The sequence below is a fragment of the Vibrio sp. DNB22_10_4 genome (genome assembly GCF_052879755.1).
Genome location: NZ_JBNNXW010000003.1, coordinates 159592 through 179706, shown reverse-complemented (window position 1 = coordinate 179706; position 20115 = coordinate 159592). Strand labels below are relative to the sequence as shown.

At 41.7% G+C, this 20115-nt stretch carries 18 protein-coding genes; 16 read left to right on the top strand and 2 right to left on the bottom strand.

What is annotated here, in order from left to right:
• Nucleotides 1-49: 49 nt before the first annotated feature.
• The 11 genes from ACVA6Q_RS11750 to ACVA6Q_RS11700 all read left to right on the top strand — a co-directional run bounded on the left by ACVA6Q_RS11750 (nucleotide 50) and on the right by ACVA6Q_RS11700 (nucleotide 10553).
• Complete coding sequence (locus ACVA6Q_RS11750; protein ID WP_446647618.1) at nucleotides 50-973, top strand: hypothetical protein; 924 nt, start codon at nucleotides 50-52, stop codon at nucleotides 971-973.
• Between the two features lie 20 nt (nucleotides 974-993).
• Complete coding sequence (locus ACVA6Q_RS11745; RefSeq protein WP_446647617.1) at nucleotides 994-1968, top strand: porin; 975 nt, start codon at nucleotides 994-996, stop codon at nucleotides 1966-1968.
• An 83-nt stretch (nucleotides 1969-2051) separates the two neighbouring features.
• Complete coding sequence (locus ACVA6Q_RS11740; protein WP_446647616.1) at nucleotides 2052-3308, top strand: hypothetical protein; 1257 nt, start codon at nucleotides 2052-2054, stop codon at nucleotides 3306-3308.
• Nucleotides 3309-4060: 752 nt separating this feature from the next.
• Nucleotides 4061-5137: an integrase domain-containing protein gene (locus ACVA6Q_RS11735; protein ID WP_446647615.1), complete on the top strand. Its 1077-nt coding sequence runs from the start codon at nucleotides 4061-4063 to the stop codon at nucleotides 5135-5137.
• 11 nt (nucleotides 5138-5148) lie between these two features.
• Nucleotides 5149-5436, top strand: coding sequence for a hypothetical protein (locus tag ACVA6Q_RS11730; protein WP_446647614.1), 288 nt, complete (start codon nucleotides 5149-5151; stop codon nucleotides 5434-5436).
• A gap of 185 nt (nucleotides 5437-5621) precedes the next feature.
• Nucleotides 5622-7028 carry an alkaline phosphatase D family protein gene (locus ACVA6Q_RS11725; protein WP_446647613.1) on the top strand — a complete coding sequence of 469 codons (1407 nt, stop codon included), beginning with the start codon at nucleotides 5622-5624 and terminating at the stop codon, nucleotides 7026-7028.
• Between the two features lie 52 nt (nucleotides 7029-7080).
• Nucleotides 7081-7539 (top strand): DUF1353 domain-containing protein, encoded by a 459-nt coding sequence (locus tag ACVA6Q_RS11720; RefSeq protein ID WP_446647612.1) that lies wholly within the window; start codon nucleotides 7081-7083, stop codon nucleotides 7537-7539.
• A 105-nt stretch (nucleotides 7540-7644) separates the two neighbouring features.
• Nucleotides 7645-8196, top strand: a complete 552-nt coding sequence (locus ACVA6Q_RS11715) for a hypothetical protein (protein ID WP_446647611.1) — start codon at nucleotides 7645-7647, stop codon at nucleotides 8194-8196.
• 186 nt (nucleotides 8197-8382) lie between these two features.
• A complete protein-coding gene (locus ACVA6Q_RS11710; protein WP_446647610.1) occupies nucleotides 8383-8928 on the top strand; it encodes a recombinase family protein in 546 nt (181 codons plus the stop codon).
• Between the two features lie 29 nt (nucleotides 8929-8957).
• The gene (locus ACVA6Q_RS11705; RefSeq protein WP_446647609.1) at nucleotides 8958-9278 is read left to right on the top strand and encodes a hypothetical protein; all 321 of its coding nucleotides are present in this window, start codon (nucleotides 8958-8960) and stop codon (nucleotides 9276-9278) included.
• A gap of 117 nt (nucleotides 9279-9395) precedes the next feature.
• Nucleotides 9396-10553, top strand: a complete 1158-nt coding sequence (locus ACVA6Q_RS11700; protein WP_446647608.1) for a toxin-antitoxin system YwqK family antitoxin — start codon at nucleotides 9396-9398, stop codon at nucleotides 10551-10553.
• Between the two features lie 84 nt (nucleotides 10554-10637).
• On the opposite strand, the gene ACVA6Q_RS11695 is transcribed toward ACVA6Q_RS11700, so the two are convergent.
• Entirely contained in the window at nucleotides 10638-11279 is a 642-nt protein-coding gene (locus ACVA6Q_RS11695; RefSeq protein WP_446647607.1) for a hypothetical protein, read from the bottom strand.
• A 367-nt stretch (nucleotides 11280-11646) separates the two neighbouring features.
• On the opposite strand from ACVA6Q_RS11695, the gene ACVA6Q_RS11690 reads away from it, so the two are divergent.
• Nucleotides 11647-11886 (top strand): hypothetical protein, encoded by a 240-nt coding sequence (locus ACVA6Q_RS11690; protein ID WP_446647606.1) that lies wholly within the window; start codon nucleotides 11647-11649, stop codon nucleotides 11884-11886.
• A 282-nt stretch (nucleotides 11887-12168) separates the two neighbouring features.
• On the opposite strand, the gene ACVA6Q_RS11685 is transcribed toward ACVA6Q_RS11690, so the two are convergent.
• Complete coding sequence (locus ACVA6Q_RS11685; RefSeq protein WP_446647605.1) at nucleotides 12169-13185, bottom strand: hypothetical protein; 1017 nt, start codon at nucleotides 13183-13185, stop codon at nucleotides 12169-12171.
• 759 nt (nucleotides 13186-13944) lie between these two features.
• Between ACVA6Q_RS11685 and ACVA6Q_RS11680 the strand changes: the two genes are divergently transcribed.
• From ACVA6Q_RS11680 to ACVA6Q_RS11665, 4 genes are all read left to right on the top strand, one after another.
• Nucleotides 13945-15066 (top strand): dsDNA nuclease domain-containing protein, encoded by a 1122-nt coding sequence (locus ACVA6Q_RS11680; protein ID WP_446647604.1) that lies wholly within the window; start codon nucleotides 13945-13947, stop codon nucleotides 15064-15066.
• Nucleotides 15066-16832: a hypothetical protein gene (locus ACVA6Q_RS11675; protein WP_446647603.1), complete on the top strand. Its 1767-nt coding sequence runs from the start codon at nucleotides 15066-15068 to the stop codon at nucleotides 16830-16832. Before ACVA6Q_RS11680 ends, ACVA6Q_RS11675 begins: the two co-directional genes overlap by 1 nt.
• A gap of 220 nt (nucleotides 16833-17052) precedes the next feature.
• Nucleotides 17053-18741 (top strand): AAA family ATPase, encoded by a 1689-nt coding sequence (locus ACVA6Q_RS11670; protein WP_446647602.1) that lies wholly within the window; start codon nucleotides 17053-17055, stop codon nucleotides 18739-18741.
• On the top strand, nucleotides 18738-19910 hold the full coding sequence (locus ACVA6Q_RS11665; protein WP_446647601.1) for a hypothetical protein: 1173 nt from the start codon (nucleotides 18738-18740) through the stop codon (nucleotides 19908-19910). Before ACVA6Q_RS11670 ends, ACVA6Q_RS11665 begins: the two co-directional genes overlap by 4 nt.
• Nucleotides 19911-20115 lie beyond the last annotated feature (205 nt).

The window sequence follows — 20115 nt, the reverse complement described above, 5'->3', positions numbered from 1 at the left end:
TCTACGAAAAGGTGGTGGCAATCACCACCTTTTAATCTCAGGAATTCACATGGTTAATCAATATAGAGCAGTGTTAGGTGCACTGTTGCCCTTTATGCTTTTCTCCGTATCTAGCCAAGCTTCAAATTTTGGTATGGAGAACATCTTCGGAGAGCGTTTAGAAGATGTTGCAGCAGACCCTGAAAATACACCTAGATTTCGATTCTTTTCCGGTCTTGAGTACGAAGACATTGGATTGAGTAACGCCCTTGATGAAGTGGAAATGACCACCGTTCATTTCGATGGTTGGGGAACTATTAACAAAAACTGGCAATTAGGACTGGTATCAGAAAGGCTTCAATTTTATCGAGATGGAAACCGACTCAATGATGCTGACATCATCGAGTTTAAACCTAGGTATGAGAACTCTATTTCGAACAATCTTCGATACAACGTCATGGTTGGGTATCGGCATGTAGAGGGGAACAGAGAGCGTAATATGTTTAAGCTCCGTCCAGCATTTTTCTATCGAAACGGGGATCATGCGGTTAATGTCAATGGTTTGTACATCTATCGACATGGAGAAAAGAACGCTCGAGGGGAGAGAATAGACAAATTTGAAAGTGAGCCAAATTACAACTATCGAATCAACGATTTGTTTAGTACCGGGGCAGGCGGTTTGTACGAATCCGAGTTTAACCAGCATGGTGAAAATACATTTCGGAAATGGGGTATAAAACCATATATCACTTATCGCGTTAGTCCAGATTTTACGGTGACACTACGCCAAGATATTTTCAAGATCACTCGACGTGAGAATAGTGGTTGGAATCAGTTTAATACAAATATTCAAACGACAACTCGATTAACAGACTCTATTCGTTTAGTTGCGAATGTCGCATATAGACACTTTGAAGAAACTGATGGAGTAGAAACTTCTGAAGGAAATAAAGAAGTGCTATTTGGACGTGTGGGTCTGAGTTGGTCATTCTAAAACTAAATTGGTAAACAAACATGAAAAAAATAACAATGGCATTATGCTCATTAGTTACTATATATTCTGGGTTCTCAACGTCTGCTCCAATTTATATTAACGATGATAACAAGTTAAATATGAATGGACGCATCTATAGTGGTTTTCTACGAACAAGTGAACACAAGAAGAATGACGAAGTAAGTCAGAAACTAATTGATTCATATTTCCGACTTGGCTTTCAAGGTGCTTCATATGTTACTGATTCCGTAATTGCTATAGGGGAAGCTGAGCTGGAGGTCGATATAGCTGATAAAATAGGTAGAGATGGATTTGATACTCGCTTGGGCTATGTTGGACTGATGTCCCAGGACTATGGCACTTTGACTTTTGGTAAACAATATACATCGATACGTTTGCTAACTTCCTGGACCGATACCGGGGTATCACGTATGTCGGACAATGATGCTGTTATGGCGCCGTCGAGAGTTTCAAACGTATTGAAATTCGAAACAGCACTTTTTGAAGATCGCCTAACACTCAGTGGAGACACAATATTCGAGTATTCGAGTGAGGAATACAATAAGCGCGAAGGTTTGAGTGCAACAGCAAAGTTCGATGTCACTGACAGTATCAGCCTTGGAGCGGGATATTTAGCGCAAAAAGCGACACTAACGCTCGGTGACTCATGGGATAGCCAGTCTTTTCTTACCGCCGTAAATTATAAAAATGGAGGTTTTAGTGCTGCATTGATCTTAGATAATACAAAAGATAAAGCACAGTTGGGTGATCATAAAGCTCTGGAAGCATCGATCATGTATGATGTTCAGCGTTATCGATTTGTTACTCGTTTCATGAAAAGAAATGCTCTTCAAGATGAACGTGATGTTGAAACTGTAACTTTCGGTGTACGATATCGACTCAATAGGCATCTAGATATACTATCTGAGTTTAACTCTTCCATTCAGAATCACGATTACAATGAGCTTGCGGTAGCTGTACAATATCAATTCTAGTATTGGGAACCTCCTTTAAGGGTTATAACCAAGCGAGTGCTTAGAGGAGGGTTTTATTTTGGACGTCGATTCAGAGAGCTGTTATGGTGAAAAGTAATATTCTAGTATTTGGCGCTTTAGGGGAACCAAGTACGTCGGTTATTAGGCTGTATTTAGAACTGCTAATAAACCTTCAAGATGAATACCATATAATAGCGATAGATTCTAATCTTGAGGCTGTCGACTTAAATTCTCATAGTGAATCTCTTGGGTTGTGCTTCGACCTATGTTTTACCAACATAAATGATTACACTCAACACCAAAACGATATGGTGATTGCTGCAGTGTTGATACTAACGCCTTTAGGTAGCCATTATTCGATTCTCAGAGAGCTGGCTGAAGATACACAATTTAAAAACGCGTTGGTAGTTCTTGAAAAGCCTTCATTCTCTCTTGACGAAGTCAAATCTGGTTTCACCGCACTCGTGCCAGCATTAAATAAAAAAAATGTGACTGTTTACTTCATTGATAGTGCAATGGTCTCTCCAGTATTTGATAGCGATAGAGTTAGGAATGTCTTTGATTCTTATGGGCTACCAAAAAAGGTAATTGCTTTAGCAATGGACAATCCATTGGAAAGGTATGGTGAGTGGGGCGAATACAGCTTTGAAAGAAGATTGTCAGCCATAAACAAGAGAAAACTTCTAAGTCTTCCAGATTCTGGTGGAGCTGGTTTGGGGTTAGATATGGGTGTACACGCAATTGCTGGGCTTATGCGCCTGTTCCATGAAAATAATTTTACTTATAACGAGATCGAGATTCAGAATGTCGAGCTGGAAGCGATTAATTGTTCAGCGCTAGAGAGAGACAAAGGTGCTGAATCCCAAGTATGCATGGAAGCTATCATTAAAGGAGAGTCGGGTTGTATCCCGTTGCAGTTCATAGCCGGAAAAGGCGGTTCGATTTGGGATCGTAGGATAGAACTTTATTATGAGAACTTAGTGATGACTATTAGCTTCGGGACACTCAGTTTTTCACCGTATATTGCTATCTTCGAAAACAACGAGCTAGTTGTAGAGACATTTGAACTAAGAGACTCGGGTTATGTGCAGCACCATAAAGATATTCGGTCTTTGTTGTCAACAAATGCGAACAACACACTCAATGTTAGCCCAGAATTGAGCCAAAAAGTAATGGAGAACACCATGCTGACTATGAAGTCGATGTATGATTTTTGCTCTAATGATATAGATTTGCGGGAGTTATTAATTCAAAAGGTCGACGTGCACTCCATGCTCCCTCAGGATAATGAACAGAAGAGCAATAGTGAGAGGATCAATAGATACTTTAATGAAATTTAAAGATAAGAATTACAAACACGTTTTAAGCAGCCAAAAACGAGTGCTCAAACCAAACTACGTTGCATTTCCTCCATTCTCTGCTGAACTCTAATTATTCTAATGGCGATTTGGTTCACATTGTTATGTTGCTCCAATCTCCAGCACAGCTGGGTCGCTGCCAACGACTCTGATGTACAAATACATCACAACCCACTCAGTCCCAGGGCAAAATGGGATATAACCTTTATATGAGCAGACTCATGTCACTGACCACTGCTTCATCTAATTAGCACTCAATAGTAATGCGTGCTACGCACCCTCGGGGCTAAGAGCCCGACCATAGATGCGCTTCGCATCTGCCCGTATCGCCCGATACGTAGACAAATCTTACCCAATTGCTGCTCGAGGTTTCCTCGTGAAGAGGTGTGGTTCGAATATAGGAAAAAACATAGAGGCAACTTAAATCGGTTCCTCGCATATGTATTTTTTATCTTCTATTCAAGAACTAAGCAGCTAAACAACCCCCATGTATCTAGGACGAAAAACGACGAATGTCGCTCTGAACAGGTGCAGTAGGCAGCTAAATGACTCGCTTATCATGGTAAGCAAGTCCGCGATAGGGCGCTAAGCTGTGGGGTCAATACCAAACCTCGAAAAACATAAAAGGAGACAGCGCTGCGCGACGTATTCGCGCGTGTAGGTGTTTCACCTACCACTAACACTCACTATTACTGTTCCCTAGTCTCCATTCCGCAACCACTCAGGAGATTGGTATGTCTAAAAGAAATGAAGTTCCTTCTAGGCATCGGTTTGAGCGCGCTAATCCCAATGCTCGTAACTTTGGGCTCAGGGCGCGCTGTATGCTGAAAGCTGCGGAACACGCAATGGAGGAGCGACGCCTTGCCAGCGCATGCGGTTTTAGCTCGCGTCATCAGCAAGTAAAAAGGTTTGCGTTCTTTGTGCACTACATGCAAGAACGCTATCAGATTAAGGACATGCGCAGAGTAAGACGTGAGCATGTCGAAGGTTATGCAAAGCATTTGCGTACTGTAGCTAATAGCACTCAAAAGAGCGCGTCTTGGGCACAGAACTACTTGTCTGCCGTGAACACGATACTTTCGCAGGCGAGAGGCGACAGTGAATGTCGAGTAACTGGAACGGAAGCTCAGCTATCGAAGCGTGCGTTTGAATATGGCATAGCTAAAGGCAGCTCTGATGAGGAATTTCAAAGCTTACAGAGGCTTTTGGGAGGAAGAGAGTTCAGCATAGCTTCGCTACAGCGCGCGTTTGGGCTGAGATTTGAGGAGGCTGCGAAGCTCAATGCTCACCGAGCACTGCGAGAAGCGCAGCGGAATGAATACATTTCCATCACTGCCGGTACGAAAGGAGGTAAACCCAGGAGAGTTGACGTGTTTTGTGACTCTCAATATCAAGCCTTGGAAAATGCAACTAAATATCAAGGCGACCACAAATCGATGATCCCCAAAAATAGCAGCTACAAAAAGTATCGAAGCTTCTATTACCGACAAATAGGGAAAATCGGATATCGCACCCATACTCAGCGCCGCGAGTTTGCTAGGACGCTATATGAGCTGTTCTTTGCTAGACGGGGGCTCTCAGTGATTGCGCCAATCGACAATCATTATGATAGAAAGCAACAAGTTCGCATTATTGCCAATGAACTCTATTGCGCCTACCAGGATACATTCGGTCTTTACCGTGATGTTCGTTTGAGAAGCGTGCATGACTTCCTTACAGAGGCATCGGAGCTAAATTTCCAAGCTCTCAGTTATATCTCAAAGCAACTAGGCCACGAGAGGGCAAGCATTTCGAGAGTGTATGTGTATTAGGGGGAAACGCGATGAACAAAGCCATAGCTCAACTTGAAAAACATCTTCACCTCTATATGCGCAGCGGAGGCAAAACGAGCCGAAAGCGACAGGCACAAAAAATGCGCATCGTAATAGGGTATATGGTCGAAAAAGAGAAGGTAAAAGGGCTCGAACAGATAGGACGAAAACAAGTCAGCCGGTTTTATCGTGACAATCGTCATCTGGCACCTTCTACTCGCCGAGATTACTACTATGCCATTAACGTGATTTGGCGTCAGTTTCTGCAACGCGCATCGGAGCCACCGCTCTTTAAGTGACCTTTTGATGGTTGTAGAAGATTTACCAAAGGTCGAATACTCTCGGTTGGCGTACTAAAGGTTGTAGAAATATTGAACGTTATACCAGTTCTTTACAGTCTTTTTTGTTGTACCTCGAATTCCTTCCTAGACTGTCGTTTGTAATTAATGGATTTAACTATTAATCAGCAGCGCAAGGGAAAGCAATGATAGAGATAAATAGCTTAAACATAGGACCAATAGTTGGTCATGTTGATACGAATCATGCACGAGTATTTGGTGGTGCCACTTATGAATGCTTAGCCAATGGCGAACCGAGAAGAGCATTTGGTATCGCTAGGATTAAAAAAATTGGTGGTAGCTATCGAAGACCGATCTTTTTTAAGATGTCGCCAAATTTTGACATGACTGGTTTGGCTATCTTTCAAGACCTTTCATCTGATGAGAGTTACGATTACCAAATGGGTTGGTTCTACTCAGACAAAGAACTTGATGAGCTCTCTGCAGATCAGTCGTGGGATTGGAAAGCGTGCGACAGCGGTCGATTCAAAACGGCTACTGAGAATAGTAATGAACAAATCAACTTCGTTTTTGGTTCGTGCAGGTATCTACTCAAACTCTTTGGTGGAAATTGGTTTGATAACAGGGGAGACAAGACCTTCCGGTCAATCTTGCGCCAGATGGAAAATGGAGCCCAACTCAATAAGCTTTTGATGGTTGGTGACCAAATATATGCCGACGATCTTAAGTTTATTGGAGCTGACAGTAATAAGGATGAGTTTTGCGAACGCTATCGAGAAGCATTTTCTCAGCCTCACATTAGTCAACTCATGGCAAACATTCCAACTTACATGACGTTAGATGATCATGAAATCGAAGATAATTGGCCTAAGCATGCTACTGAGAAAGATCATTTAACAAAGTATCCTCATGCTATTCGGGCTTATGAGATCTACCAGCTTAGCCATAGCCCGCTACTGCCACACAATAATAAAGGCAAGTTCATCGCTAGTCCTGATAGATACTTTTATTCTTTTAGCGATGGCTGTTGTGATTTCTTTGTAACTGATACTAGAACGGAACGAGATTACGACGAAGGCGAGATCATTGGTGAAGAACAGATGGATGAATTGTTAGCTTGGCTCAACGACGGCTCGGGCAAGGTAAAGCTTATTGCATCCGCCGTACCATTTTTTCCAGATACTAAGAAGGCCAATGACGATAAGTGGAGCGCTTTCAAACAGCAAAGGGATCAGATCATAGAGCATATCCAGTTAAACCATATTGAAAAAGTGGTATTTCTATCAGGGGATGTTCATTGCTCAATGTCTGCTGAACTAGACATCTCCGTAGAGGGGCAGCCCCCACTAAAAATCCTATCAATCATCTCATCATCATTTTTCTGGCCATACCCTCATATGAAGCGCAGACAATTCAAAGTATCGGGTTATGTCGCTTCTGAAGCAAACCCCAATGCTTACCCTATAACAAAGGTAACCAAGGGGTTTTCGGGTGACAATTTTACGCGAGTTAAAGTGACACCAAGTAGACTGGTTGTAGAGATTTTCGCTCGAAAAGGTGGATTGGTTTCCTTTGAGAGTTTCGATATTTAGCGCCAGCAATATGCCGTTGAATATGATGAAGTTTAACTCTATGGAGTAAAATATGAAGCAACCGACGCTTAAGCCAATACCAGCAGAAAATAGATACGAGTTGCTGCGGGATTACGAGCTTGTAATCGATGGAATCGAAATCGTGGTTCCCAAATCGTTTCGATATGATGGAGCGAGCATCCCCCCAGCAGCATGGCAACTTACCTATTCACCTTTCAATCCTGACGTCATGCTCCCGGCTCTCATCCATGATTGGTTATTCTATATCCACCAAGTAGACAGAGAGAAAACGGATGACATTTTTTTCAAGCTACTACGACGCAACAGAGTAGATTACCTTAAGGCTAGCGCCATGTGGGGGGCTGTACGACTTGCGGGAGAATTTTTTTGGGACAATGACGAAGAAGATATAGCAATGTTAGTCAAATTATGTCGGCGAGTGAAAAATCGTCCAAATTTCGATAAATATCAGTTTCCGCGAACGGTAATAGAGTTGGCTAGGACTGGTTAGGTTTAACTGGCGCGCGACTTTGATTTTTGTGATTACGGGCTTCAATTCATGCTTGATGGTTTGTAGCTCGTCATTTTAGCGAGCGCTATGACTTAAGGAGGAGTTATGAAAAAGGTTGTTATATTCATTTGGGTACTGATTTTTTCTGGTTGTAGTAACTTAGGGCCGCCTGAGCGCACAGCAGCAACCGTGAAACAATCATTAGAAGAAATATCGAGCCTACTAGGTAGTATTAATCAGCAATTGTCAGGTGAAACGGAGCTTATCATCGATGAAGCAACAATTACCTTAATAGCTGAAGGAACGAAATCTGCTGGTGGTGGTTTTGAAGTGGTGAGTTCAGGTAGCGCTGAGGTTGGCTCATCAAATATGGTAAAGCTTGCTTTTACTGTAAATCCTAACGCAAGGACCCCTGAGTCAAAAGAGTTAGATCAACATATTGTATATATTGTTTCGCATTTGGCTGAAGCTGTGAAGGTGATAGCCGAAAATCAAGACACTAGCTTGAAATCACTTGTAGTAGAAATGGGAATGTATATTTCTACTGATAAATCAGGCGGCATTAAGATTGAATTCTTTGGTGTTGGGTTAAATGCAGAAACTACCCAATCTAGCTCTGTAGGCAATAGTATCAAGATTAAACTTACACAAAAGTAAGTCATGATAAAAATTGATTAAACGCTGCGAAAACAGCGCCCTGTGGTGTCTCAGAACTTGTACCTTTTCGGACTCTGCTGGTTTGGCCGAATGGTACCCTAAATCGTGTGCATTAAGTCTGCAAATTGCTAACTGCACATGTACACGCAACAAAAGGGACTTTTCAGACACTTTAAAGGGGTTCTCATGTTAATAGGTTATGCGCGCGTCAGCAGTGATGAACAAAATCTTGATGTTCAAATTGAACAACTATCCAAAATAGGCTGCGAAAAGATTTTTCAGGATAAAGCCAGCGGTAAGAGCACTGAGCGCAATGGACTAAAACAACTTCTCGAATTTGCGAGAGAAGGAGACGTAGTTCACGTGACAAAAGTGGATCGCATCGCTAGAAACACCATCGATGCGCTTGGCGTCGCTGATCAATTAAGCGCGCGTGGCGCGGGGCTTGTTTGTCATGACCTTGGCGATTTAGACATCAACAGTGACGTAGGCCGGGTGATTTACACCACCATCGGTGCGTTTGCTGAAATGGAACGTTCTCGGATTTTACAGCGCTGTAATGAAGGGCGTGAAAGAGCGCGAGCGTTAGGTAAGCACCTCGGACGTTATCCCAATTTGGAGCTACATCAACGTATTAAAGACTTGGCTTCTGGTGGTTGGAGTAAGAATGCGATTAGCCGTGAGTTGGGGTGCAGTCGGTCGACGGTTTATAAGGTGTTGCGTGAGTGTTGATATAAACTAGGGAGGAGAGACTGTCATAGATGCAGGAACAAGCTTGGGCATGGCAAGACCTGATGGAGCAGGTGGAGCAAACGTCAGCTGGTGAGTCGTTACCGGTCGATGCTATTAATTATCAAGGATACAAGTCGGGCAACAATATCTTCGCGCTGGATATCCAAGGTAGAACCGTTTTGACACATGCGGAACTTCGTAATCTTGAACCTAGCGCTGTCTCAGTTCGCTACCCTATCATTGACGCTCACCCGATAATTGCGGCAGACAAGCTCGAACAACACGTGGCAATTTGCGTCAACGAACAGTCGTCTCGCGATTGTGTCATCGGCTGGTGGGCAGCGCAGTAAGCGATTGATTTGTGACTCGCCCACCTCCCTCTCATTTTTTACTCCTTGTATATGCACTTAGTTTTCATTCTGATAGTATCCGAAAGCAATTTATAAAATGGATTTGGGTATAAATAAGTGAGTAAAGTAGTTGTTTTATTGAGCATTTTTCTGTCGTTTGGGGCTGTGGCAGAAGTAGTCAAGACATATTACGAAAGTGGGGCGCTGAAAACACAAGAGAACCACAAGGACGGCCTGCAGGATGGTGAGACGATAATTTACTATGAAAGCGGGAAATTGAAGGGTAAGGAACAGTATAAAGACGGAAAACTTAATGGTAAGCAAGTCATATATTTTGAGAATGGCCGTCTATTTCGAACCGGGAGTTATCTCAATAATCAATGGCATGGTAGCCTCAAAGAGTTTTATGACAATGGCGCTAGGCACAAAGAAATCCACTACGTGCATGGTAAGCAAGAGGGACTTGCCAAGACTTTTCACAAAAATGACTCGTTAAAAGGCGCATTTCAGTATGTGAACGGTCAACTCCATGGTGAACAGTTGGAGTACTTTGAAAGTGGTGCGATCCAAAGTCGAGTTAATTATAAGAATGGAAAGCAGGAAGGCCTTGCAACTCAATATTACCAAAGCGGTGGCAAAGAGTTCGTGCAGAATTACGTTAATGGGAAGCTAGAGGGCATTGTTAAGGCCTACTATGAAAGCGGCGCAATCCAAATTGAGATAAACATGTCCAACGGTGTTCAAGATGGAATACATCGCGAGTTTTATGAAAGTGGTACCGCGAAAATAGAGTTGAACTTTGCTAATGGTTTACAAGAGGGACTAGGAAGAGAGTTCTATGAAAGTGGAGCCATTAAACTAGAACAGTCTTCAGTCAATGGCCTTATAGAGGGCATTGTCAAAGGCTACTATGAAAATGGTGCATTATGGAAAGAGCAAAATAAAGTTAACGGTAAACTTGAAGGCGTGGCGAAGGTTTATTATGAAAGCGGAGCTTTACAGTCTAAAGAGTTCTATAAGAATGGTCTACTTCAGGGGCTCGTTTCTAACTACTATGAAAGTGGGGCAATTAAAGTAACACAGCCCTATTCCAAGGGTGTGGCTGAGGGTTTAGCTAAGGGCTATTTTGAAAGCGGCGCTCTTAAAGGAGAGACGAATTATGTCAATGGTGAACGACATGGTGTGTCAAAGGCTTACAATGAAAAAGGCGTCCTCATCATTAGAGAGAACTATGTAAACGGTAAGCTAGCAGGCTCCTGGCATCGCGACAAGTAGTGCTCAAGTCATCCAGTCATCCAGTCATCAAACTTTTACCAAAGCCGCTAACGCATACAGCCAGCGGCTTTCGTCATTTTTGAGCTACTTGTATTCGTACACACCGGTTTCGGGGTTGCCAGTAAGTTGTATTTGCTTAAACCTGCTGCCATGTGGCGTTTCAACCAGTCCCTGTGCCACGCAAAGATAGGCTCCCGTCATCATGGGTCTAGCGACGACGATACGTTCGTGAGTAAAGGTGGTCTTCGCGCTTAAATCTTTGAAAAAACCATCACAAATTTGGTTGTGCTCTTGCTGTGCCTGCTTCTTCTTTTCTCGCTCTGCCATGCACTCAGGACTGCTTTGACAGGCTTGTTCTTTGGCTTCTCTTTGGGCACGCTTACGCGCTTGCTCTTGCTGTCGCTGCTCCTCACGGAGCTCTTTGGCCGTCATGTTGCTGATGTTGTTCCAAGTATCGACTTTGCCCTTGTAGATGTATGTCGTAGCGGAGTAAACCGTATAGTCAGGCGCGATCACATCCATGATATGACCACTTGGCTCGTACACCCATTCATAGTAGCAAGACGTGACGTCTCGACCATTGCTCTTAATGGTCTTTTCACCGACCAGCGTTTGATTTGGTCTCAGTTCACATAGGGTTGGCTCAACCGCCGTTAATTCGGGTTTAGATGTGCATCCCGCGAGGGCGAACGCTGCGATCGTCAGCACTAATAGTTTGATTTTCATTACCACCACCGTAAGTTATTTATTAGGCGCATCCGCGCGCGCGTATCTTAACGGGGCTAAGGTGAGTTGGATTGTGAATTGTTGGAATATGGCTTATTCCAACAGGTTATCAATGAGTTATGAGGGTAATTGGAGCGATGCGAAAGCTAGATAAGTCTATACGTTTTGCTCTCTTTGTATCAGTCAGTTCTAAGCCAGTAAACCTGTTAGTACTTCAAATGCTGCTTCACAAAAGAATATCCTCCCCCCATTTGGGTTCTAAGCCTTGTAGTATGCAGGCTTTTAGTTTTTCTTTGGGGGGAGGGCATTCCGCCACTGCCATACTGACGATGTTTCAATTACATCCGTTCGAGAAAGGAGTTAGACCATGAGCCATCAACGAAGCAAAAATACCGACACAAAACAACTCACGCATGCCCACTATACTGCAGCGCGGCCTGAGCTTCAGAATCGTGATGCTGAAATCTGTTCGTTGCAGCGTTCAGCCTCCAGAGCAAGGTTTTTTAGTAGCCTCTCATTGACTGACCATACTGATCATGGTGACTTGCAGCGACAGTGGGACGACATTGAAGCCGATACCTCTCTTTTTGATGACTTCCTAAGTTAGCTAATGGCGATAGAAAGTGAGCGCACAACCACCCTCCAGTAAGCGTGTTAGTTCAAATACTGGCCATTGCATAGAAACTATCGATCTATCGGCGTCGGAGCTTAAACTGTTTTAGTCCAGATTTTTCTACCGAATCGTTAGGAAAACGTCACCCAAAGCTGAAGAAGAACAGGCTCTGGGTGGCGTTTTTTTTACATCGTCATATCTTGCGCCCAGAAGCGAACGTGCTGAAGAACGTTGGCAAGCAGAGCGACTTTGCGCCTCGATTACGTCACCAAACGATTACTTGCTTTGGTAGCTAAAAGGCACATTTGTGCTCGTCTGAAGAGCGGTTAATGTAGGCAGAAAAACCACATTTCCGGCTTCGAACTGCTGTTTTAAATCCTTCTCTCCATACGTTCTGGCAAACTTTGATGGTGAATAGAACCAAGCAAAGGCTGGTTGAAAAGCGTAGTCATATGGGTACGTACTGCTTAACGCACTCATCGGAAAATCATCGGGTAATATCGCACTGATGACAGCGTAATTCGGTACTTTACGTCCGTCGAATGCAGCAACAGGCTGTAGGTCGTCATTGACCACGAATTGGAGGTGATTCAACACTTGAGACTGGCAATTCACGTCGTATATTGCATTTAGACGTGTAATGAAACTCTCGACTTCAGGTGTACTATGTTTGCATAGCTTCGAAAAGTTTCGTTTCGAATCCGTGCGATCCCTCGGAATGACGTGGTACGCGCTCTTGTACCAAACTTTCTCTAGCTCTGGAGAGATCTTTGTTTCGTCAATAAAAGTGTAATCGACATCGACTTTTCTGTAGCTAGTGGCAATCAGCTGAGCGAGTTCCTTTTGGTGGCCAGTGATTAATCGTTCTAGCTCCGCTGGTGTCGTGGACTCACTTACTTCGACGAAGCGTAATATGCGGTTGTTGTTATAGAGTGAGCTGACATCCTTTTTATAGGATGAGCCCAAGAGGAAAGAGGATGCATCCAACAAAGACGCACCGCTTGCTAGCAGAGCGGCAGTACCACCCGCGCTAATCGCATCTTTTGTCGCCGTACTTCCTCGGACGAACGGTCGGTCAAGGTTATTGGCTCTGTCTATATCTACTTGGGTGTAGTCATACATGATTTTCATCGCGTTAGAGAACTGCTCATCGGGTTCAACCGCTTCTAATGACGACTCTGAAGCGAGCCGTTGATTCTCAATTGCGTATTGACCTGCATTGTAGGGTTTTGACGCGCACCCCACGATACTCAGTGAAGCGGTAATAGCCAATAACTTTAAGCCAGTGTTCATGACGTTTTCCTTAACTAAATTAATAACTTATAGATTTTATAAATTAAGATTATCATGCCTTCGTAGTGAATGACATAGTCGAAGGAAAACTCTAGTCACTTTCCTATATCAGTTCACTTGGGGTAGGTTTGTGTGAACCGACAGTAGCAAACACTTTTTTGCCCCAAACCGTTTCAGAGTGCGTGGTTTAGCTATAGAGCATTACTAATGTGTAAACTATGTACATTGCTTATCAAGCAACTATCGAGGATTCCTCGGCAGTTGAACTGTTGCAATTCTGGCAACAGTTGCCAGAACAACAAGAAAGCTCAGTTGTTGCAGAATCTGCAACAACTCATGCATGCTCCAATTGTCCAACAGCCTGTTGGACAAACTCTAGTAACCAATTATGCGAGAGGGTCTTGCACAATTGCGAAACAGCTTGTTTCGTAAATCACTTGTGCCCCAAAACGAGTTAGAGTAAAGCTACGCTTAATATCTCATTATCGGTGATTGCCATACTAAAGCTAATTATTTAAGCGAATCGCAAGGTCTTCCCCTCATTTTGGGTTGCTAATCTTTGAGTTAGAAATCTGAATATGAGCACGATGGGATATGCGTTTTACCCAAAGTATGTAAAAATGTTCGTCTATACAGGAACATAGATGCAAAACCTGTTCCCCCATACTGAGCAACTTTGGTGGCAATGTGTCACATAGTTTAAGGGTGAGGGGCATTGTCTGATGAAGGTGCCATGAGGGTTTTGATTAAGGTGAAGCTTTGAGTAAAAGAAAAAAATCAGCTAACTCAGGTATTGACGCTTTGTTGGGGTTCGAGTTTCAGCGCAATTGTGCGTTGTACTTACTCCTAAACGAATATAGTCGATTCAAGGAAAGAGAGTTCTTTCTAAGTATTGAGCATCATGACGACTTCCTATTTTGCTACAGAACAGATTGTCGCAGCAATATCGAAGAAGTCCATTCTTATCAGGCCAAAAAGCTCTCAGGCAAAGTCTGGACAATAAACAAACGATTCTCCGAAGTGATAGCTAAGATGCTTGAAGTTGGAAACGATCTCAGAAACGACCCAGCGCCTAAATGTCAAAGCTATACTCATGAGCTAACGTTTGTATCCAACTCCGACATCGAACTTAAATACACACCTAATAAGCAAGAACAGGATTATGGAAAAAAGGAAATAACCTACCTTCTTAACGAGCAGAACTGTAAGTGTAGATACGATTCTGTTCCTGACGATATCAAAGACAAAATCAACAAGAAAGTAGACAGCTTTTGTAGCACGGAAGAACTTACTTACCACAAACCTGAACTCGATAATCTGCATATTCAGTGGGTGGATTTTCCACGTACAAAGAGTGCACAAAAAGATTGCCTAGTCGGGCTAATGAGTAGGAAGTTTCCACATGTATCAGATCCTTTAGCCGCCATTGAGTTGCTTCTTAGCCTGTTTAGGGAAGTTGAAGCCATTTACAACCAAGACAAAATTATTACCTTACTTGACAGTTCTAAGAGAGTTGAGGGCGTTGAGATCAAGAAAGCGGTTGATATCATTGAAACCGAGCAAAAGACATTCAAGCTGTGGAGAGATCACTCAAAAGAACTAGCCCATAAGTTTCGAGTTCCTATTGGCATCCAAAATAGTCATGAAAACTATATTAGGAATACATTTGAGTTTTTGAAAGACATGATGAATAACGAGCACCAGATCATCAAAAGCTTCGTTAAGGACAATGACTACTCAATGGACTACTACAGCCATGATGAAATGTTTGAGGCGTACGTTTCGAGCATTAAAAGTAAAAACAGCATCAATCTAAGAGATATTGATATTTTCTTCTCTACTTTATGCGCATTTGTAGAGCACCACGGTGAGGCCTTGTAATGAACACAACAATTACGTTTAACAGATTATTTGTCAGCTCAGAATCGCATAATTCGTGTTTTAGTGAAGAGTTTTCACCAGGTGTAAACATAGTTAGTGGACGCAACACATCAGGTAAAAGTTCTTTGATCCAGAGTCTATTGTTTACGTTTGGTGTTAATGACGTTAGAGAAAATTTAGACGAAATTCTCTCATATCAGCCGACTTTCAGAGTAGACTTTACTAAGAAGCTAGGTCAGATTCAGGAATCTTATACCATTGTTAGGGACTCAAAATCCATCTACGTCAAAGAGCCAAGTGGAAAAATAGTTCCTTTCCATGGAGTTGATGCCGATAACAGTGCTGAGCACATTAGACTGAAGGACTACATAAGAGATTTAGTTGGATTCTCACTTATTCTTGAGCAAAAAGGCGAACTTAAATCTGCCCCACTCGAAAGCATGTTCTTACCATATTATATTTCTCAGTCTGTTGGTTGGGTATATTTGCGTGAGTCATTCTCTAATCTTCAATATTACAAGGGATTTAAAGACGACTACTTAGACTATTATCTGGGTATAAGTAATAGCTTTGATCGCGTGGAGCATAGAAGGTTATCGAAGGAAAGAGATCGACTATCTGCTGATATAAATAATCTCAAGCGGTATAGTAAGAAAGCTGAGTTCCAATTTTCTAACTTAGTTGACGAAGCGTTTGGCGAGCAAGCAGAAGCCTACATAGAAAACTACGTTTTAAAGTCAAATTCATTAGAGGAAGAAAGGAACAAGTACATTAAGCTTTGTAATGAACTTTCTCTATTGCAAAATCACCATAAAATTCTGAAAAGAACCAAGAGAAATATCAAAAAGCAGAATTATAACGATGTTGATCGCTGTCCAGCATGCACGCAGGTTTTGTCATACTCTCTTGAAGGATTGTACAGCCATTATCAAAAATATAATGATACTGTCGAACTTGAGTCGCATATTACAGATAAACTAATCGATAAAAAATCCAAGATAAATTCGTCTAAGAAAAAAATGATGGCTATCAATACCGAAATCTCTAATGATTATGGCGTTCTTTTGGACAAAAACGTAGACGGAGTTACATTTGAGCAATGGGTAGAAAATAAAGCAAATATTACGCTATACAAGCAAATGCAAACAGATATTGAACACTCAGAGAGCGAGTTGGAAAGTGTTAAACAGTCTCTTGGCTCTATGGTTACTGAACAAGAAACAATATCCTCTCGAATTAGGCAGGAAAAGGCATTCAAGAAGATATTTACAAAGTACACATCACTGTTAGAGCTTAAGCCTTTGACCGATTCTCGATATCTGGATTTGTACAGAATTCATTCTTTTCCACGTCAAGGTGTTGAACTTCACAAGACCGTCATGGCTTATCACTTTGCTTTAAACGCTATGATAGCAAAATCGAAAACAGCCCATAGACTACCATTCTTGCTTGACGCTATTCTCAAGGAGGATATTGATGAAACTAACTTGGAGATCATTCTGTCATTTGTTGGCAAGAATCTGCCAAGTGATACTCAGACGTTTGTGTCTATATCTGAGCATGTTAGAGAGCCTAGTCCTAAAGAAGATGAAGAAATTAAACCTATTGAAAAAGTTAGAGCTAAAGAGGTTAAAAACTCTTACTTCCCGACTAACTCAAAGCTGTTCTACATAGGCGATGGAAAGATGGAACGTGGATTTCTTTCTCAATCACTAGAAAATAACCAAGAAATTCATGAAGATACTATTGATATAACTGCCATCTAAATGAATGAATGAGATGTGGGGGACTCTATTTTAGGGGAGGCTCACAATACCTTTCGTAATCTCAATTGGATGCGCTAGAGACTAGTAATCTAGCGCGTTTCTTCCAACAGTGTGCCAGGTGCTGGCTCTGGCACAATTTTGCCCCTTTTCTTGTTAGAACAAAAACTTGTTTAGATGATGATAGGGTTATTTAGCAAATCAAATGCGAACAGAAAAGTATATGAAATTAGTTTACATGTATGTTGAGCATCACAATGTCCTTGAGGACATTGGTGTCAGTCTATCAAATGCTCATCAAGTAACCTTTGAGCGTCAACAACTTTGTCTCGATACTGTTGAGAGTAACCTTGACTATTACCATGGCATTCAAAGTACTGCGATAGTTGGCAAAAACGGCACGGGGAAAAGTACATTACTGGACTTTATCGAGTCTTCTTATGAAGCGACAGATTCTTCTGGATTCTTTATTTGGTTCAATGAAAAGGAAAAAATCTATCATCTTTGCCCGATAAATTTTGACGTTGACTCAATTAAAGTTGAATCTACGCACACGGTGAAAGTGAGCAATAACTATAGAAGGTTTCTTAATTATCATAAGGTTAGGCTGATAAAAGCAAATAATTTATCTGGTGGTGAATCAAGTACGATTTCTAGAAGAACTAGAAAAAATGTTTTTTCACATGACTTATCTTTGGCTCAGTACAAAACAGGTAGCCCAACGAAGTTAGCCCAGAGAATATCTCGTTTGATTAGCTTCTTCGTGAACAGTTCTTGGATGGCGAATGAACAAAATATTAAGGTAGAGTTTGAGTTTTTCTTCAAGCCATCTTCTACAACTTACCTTAAGAACCTTTTAGCTAGGGACGATGTCAGAAAAGAGTTTGAGCTTTCTTCTGAAGATCTAAAGCTTTTAGATCATATGCTTAAAACCAGACCAGCTTTCATATCGGATTCAGTAGATGATCCGCGTGTATCTTTGTTTTCAGAATTGATGCGTGTAAATCTTATATCGATTCTCAGACATGTTACCAAGTACTCAGGATTTCGAGCTAAGTTGCAAGATTTCATGTTTTTAAAGTTACTATGTGGTTCTATGACAGGCCGAGTAGACCTATCAGAACCAGATACTGTTCTAGATCTCATACTTAGTAGCAAGATGTACGAGCACTCCGAGGTTAAAGTAATATCAGAAGCTGATGCATTTATAATTTGCAAGCGGTTTCACGACGTGGTGGGAGCAATTAGAAGAATATCGGAAGTCATCAGTGAACACCGAATGGATATTGAGGTAAAAGATAAAGATAGATTTACCTCTTCGCAGACAGCGTTAGTGATCGACCTAATGATGTCAATATCCAAACTTCCAAGTAATGTGGTTTCTAACTTCCATTATGGTTGGAAAGGCTTCAGTACAGGAGAATTTGCAAAGCTAAACTTATTTGCCGAGCTTTTCTATTATATCAATGACGAAAAGCGTTCTAGTTCGGAAAGTCACTTGATTGTCATGGACGAGGTCGATTTGTACTTGCATCCTGATTGGCAAAGAGAGTTTTTGGCTGATACGCTGAGTTTTTTGAAAGCTGAGTATCCACGAGATAGTGTACAACTAGTTCTTACATCTCACTCTCCTATAATCATCGGCGACTTCCTACCTGAAGATATTGTCTCTTTATATCGGGAACCAAGACAATCCCCTCTAGTAGGGGAGTCTTTCGGTTTTGGTACTCAGATTTTGCAACTTTATATGGATGGTATGCACCTGAGTTCCACGTTTGGTAGCCACTCTAAATCTCATATCGATAGAATCATGAATAACAAAATTAATGAGTGTCAAACAGCGTTTGATAGAGAGTTAGTCAGAAAAATAAAGAATTCAAATATTAGACGTATGCTGGGAGACACTGAATGATTCAGTTGAAGGTATTATATTCCGCAGATTTTATTGAAAGGTATTTGGCTTTTTGTCTCGACTATGTGCGCCCAAGGTTGGATGCAGCGTTCGAGGGCCTGGAAGGTGAATTGCGAGAGAAACTCCATTTGTATTTTGATGCTGCTGGTCTCCGACTTCTTCTATCTTCAGATGCTCTTGTTTTGGAAGTCGCCTGCGAAGAGATTTTTGAGAGTATCCCAATTCTGGCTGAGCGTTTTAACCCTAAGCACTTTTTCAATTCTTTTAATGTAGACACTAAATGTAATCATCTAAATCTTAGAACGAATGAAGGTAAGCTGGCTATAGAAAATATCAAGAGAGATGTGCTTACCGAGGTGGATGCCTTCCTTACCACAAAACCTTCGATTTTACTCGGCGAGTTTGTTGAGAATATGAACCAAGCAACTAAAGCAGGTGAGATTAAAGCTCAACTTGGAAAGCTTACCAGTATAGTCAATGGGACAGTTCAGGCTAACGATAATTTCAAGGCAAAGTTTCCACATTGGTTAGAATGTCTATCCAGCGCCTTCAATTATGATTATGTTATAGCTAGGTTTGGTGCAGAAATAGTTAACCTGATTGATTTGCATTACTGTCCCTATTGTGCTGATGAAAGTATTGAGCCTTTAACACGCTACAGACCTGCTATCGATCACTATTTCCCTAAGTCTAAGTTCCCTTTTTTAGCGCTGTCATTACATAACTTTGTACCATCAGGAGATAGGTGTAACAGTCGATTCAAAAAAAATAATGAGATGATTGGTTACTTCAATCCTGCCCTTGACGAACTGCCTAACGCAGCTCTTTTTGATTTTGAGTATCCTTTAGGACGTGACTTTTCCGAAGAAGATATAAAGGTAACTTTAAATAATGTATCCAAAAGATTACATGCAAACTCAACGTTGTTTGAGCTTGAAGATGTATACAATAAGTTTGGAACAAGAAGAGAGTTTAAGAACTTGTACGATAGAGTTAATATGTTAGAGGAGCTGGGTCGAGAGGAAGTATTAAACTGCCCTCAACAAACCAGAGTTTTTCTTAACGTAGACCTAACTTTGAGTCAGAAAAAAGTTAGATATCAGAAGTTTCTTGTCGACTCACTAAACTTTTTGGCTGATTGCAATTTAGTGGTTAATAGTAGCAGATAAAGTTTTTGTCTCTTGTTTTATTAATTAAACTGAACCTTCTTTGTCGTGGCTCAGTGATTTTGGTCATCTAAGAAGAGGCTTACTATACCTGAGCTAATTGATCATTTGCTAAATTAGTAAAATCACTGACGCGTTATTGTCCATAAACGTGCTAGCGAGAGTTACGTTAAATCTCGTTAGCATGCTCGACGAATGCGAATTTATG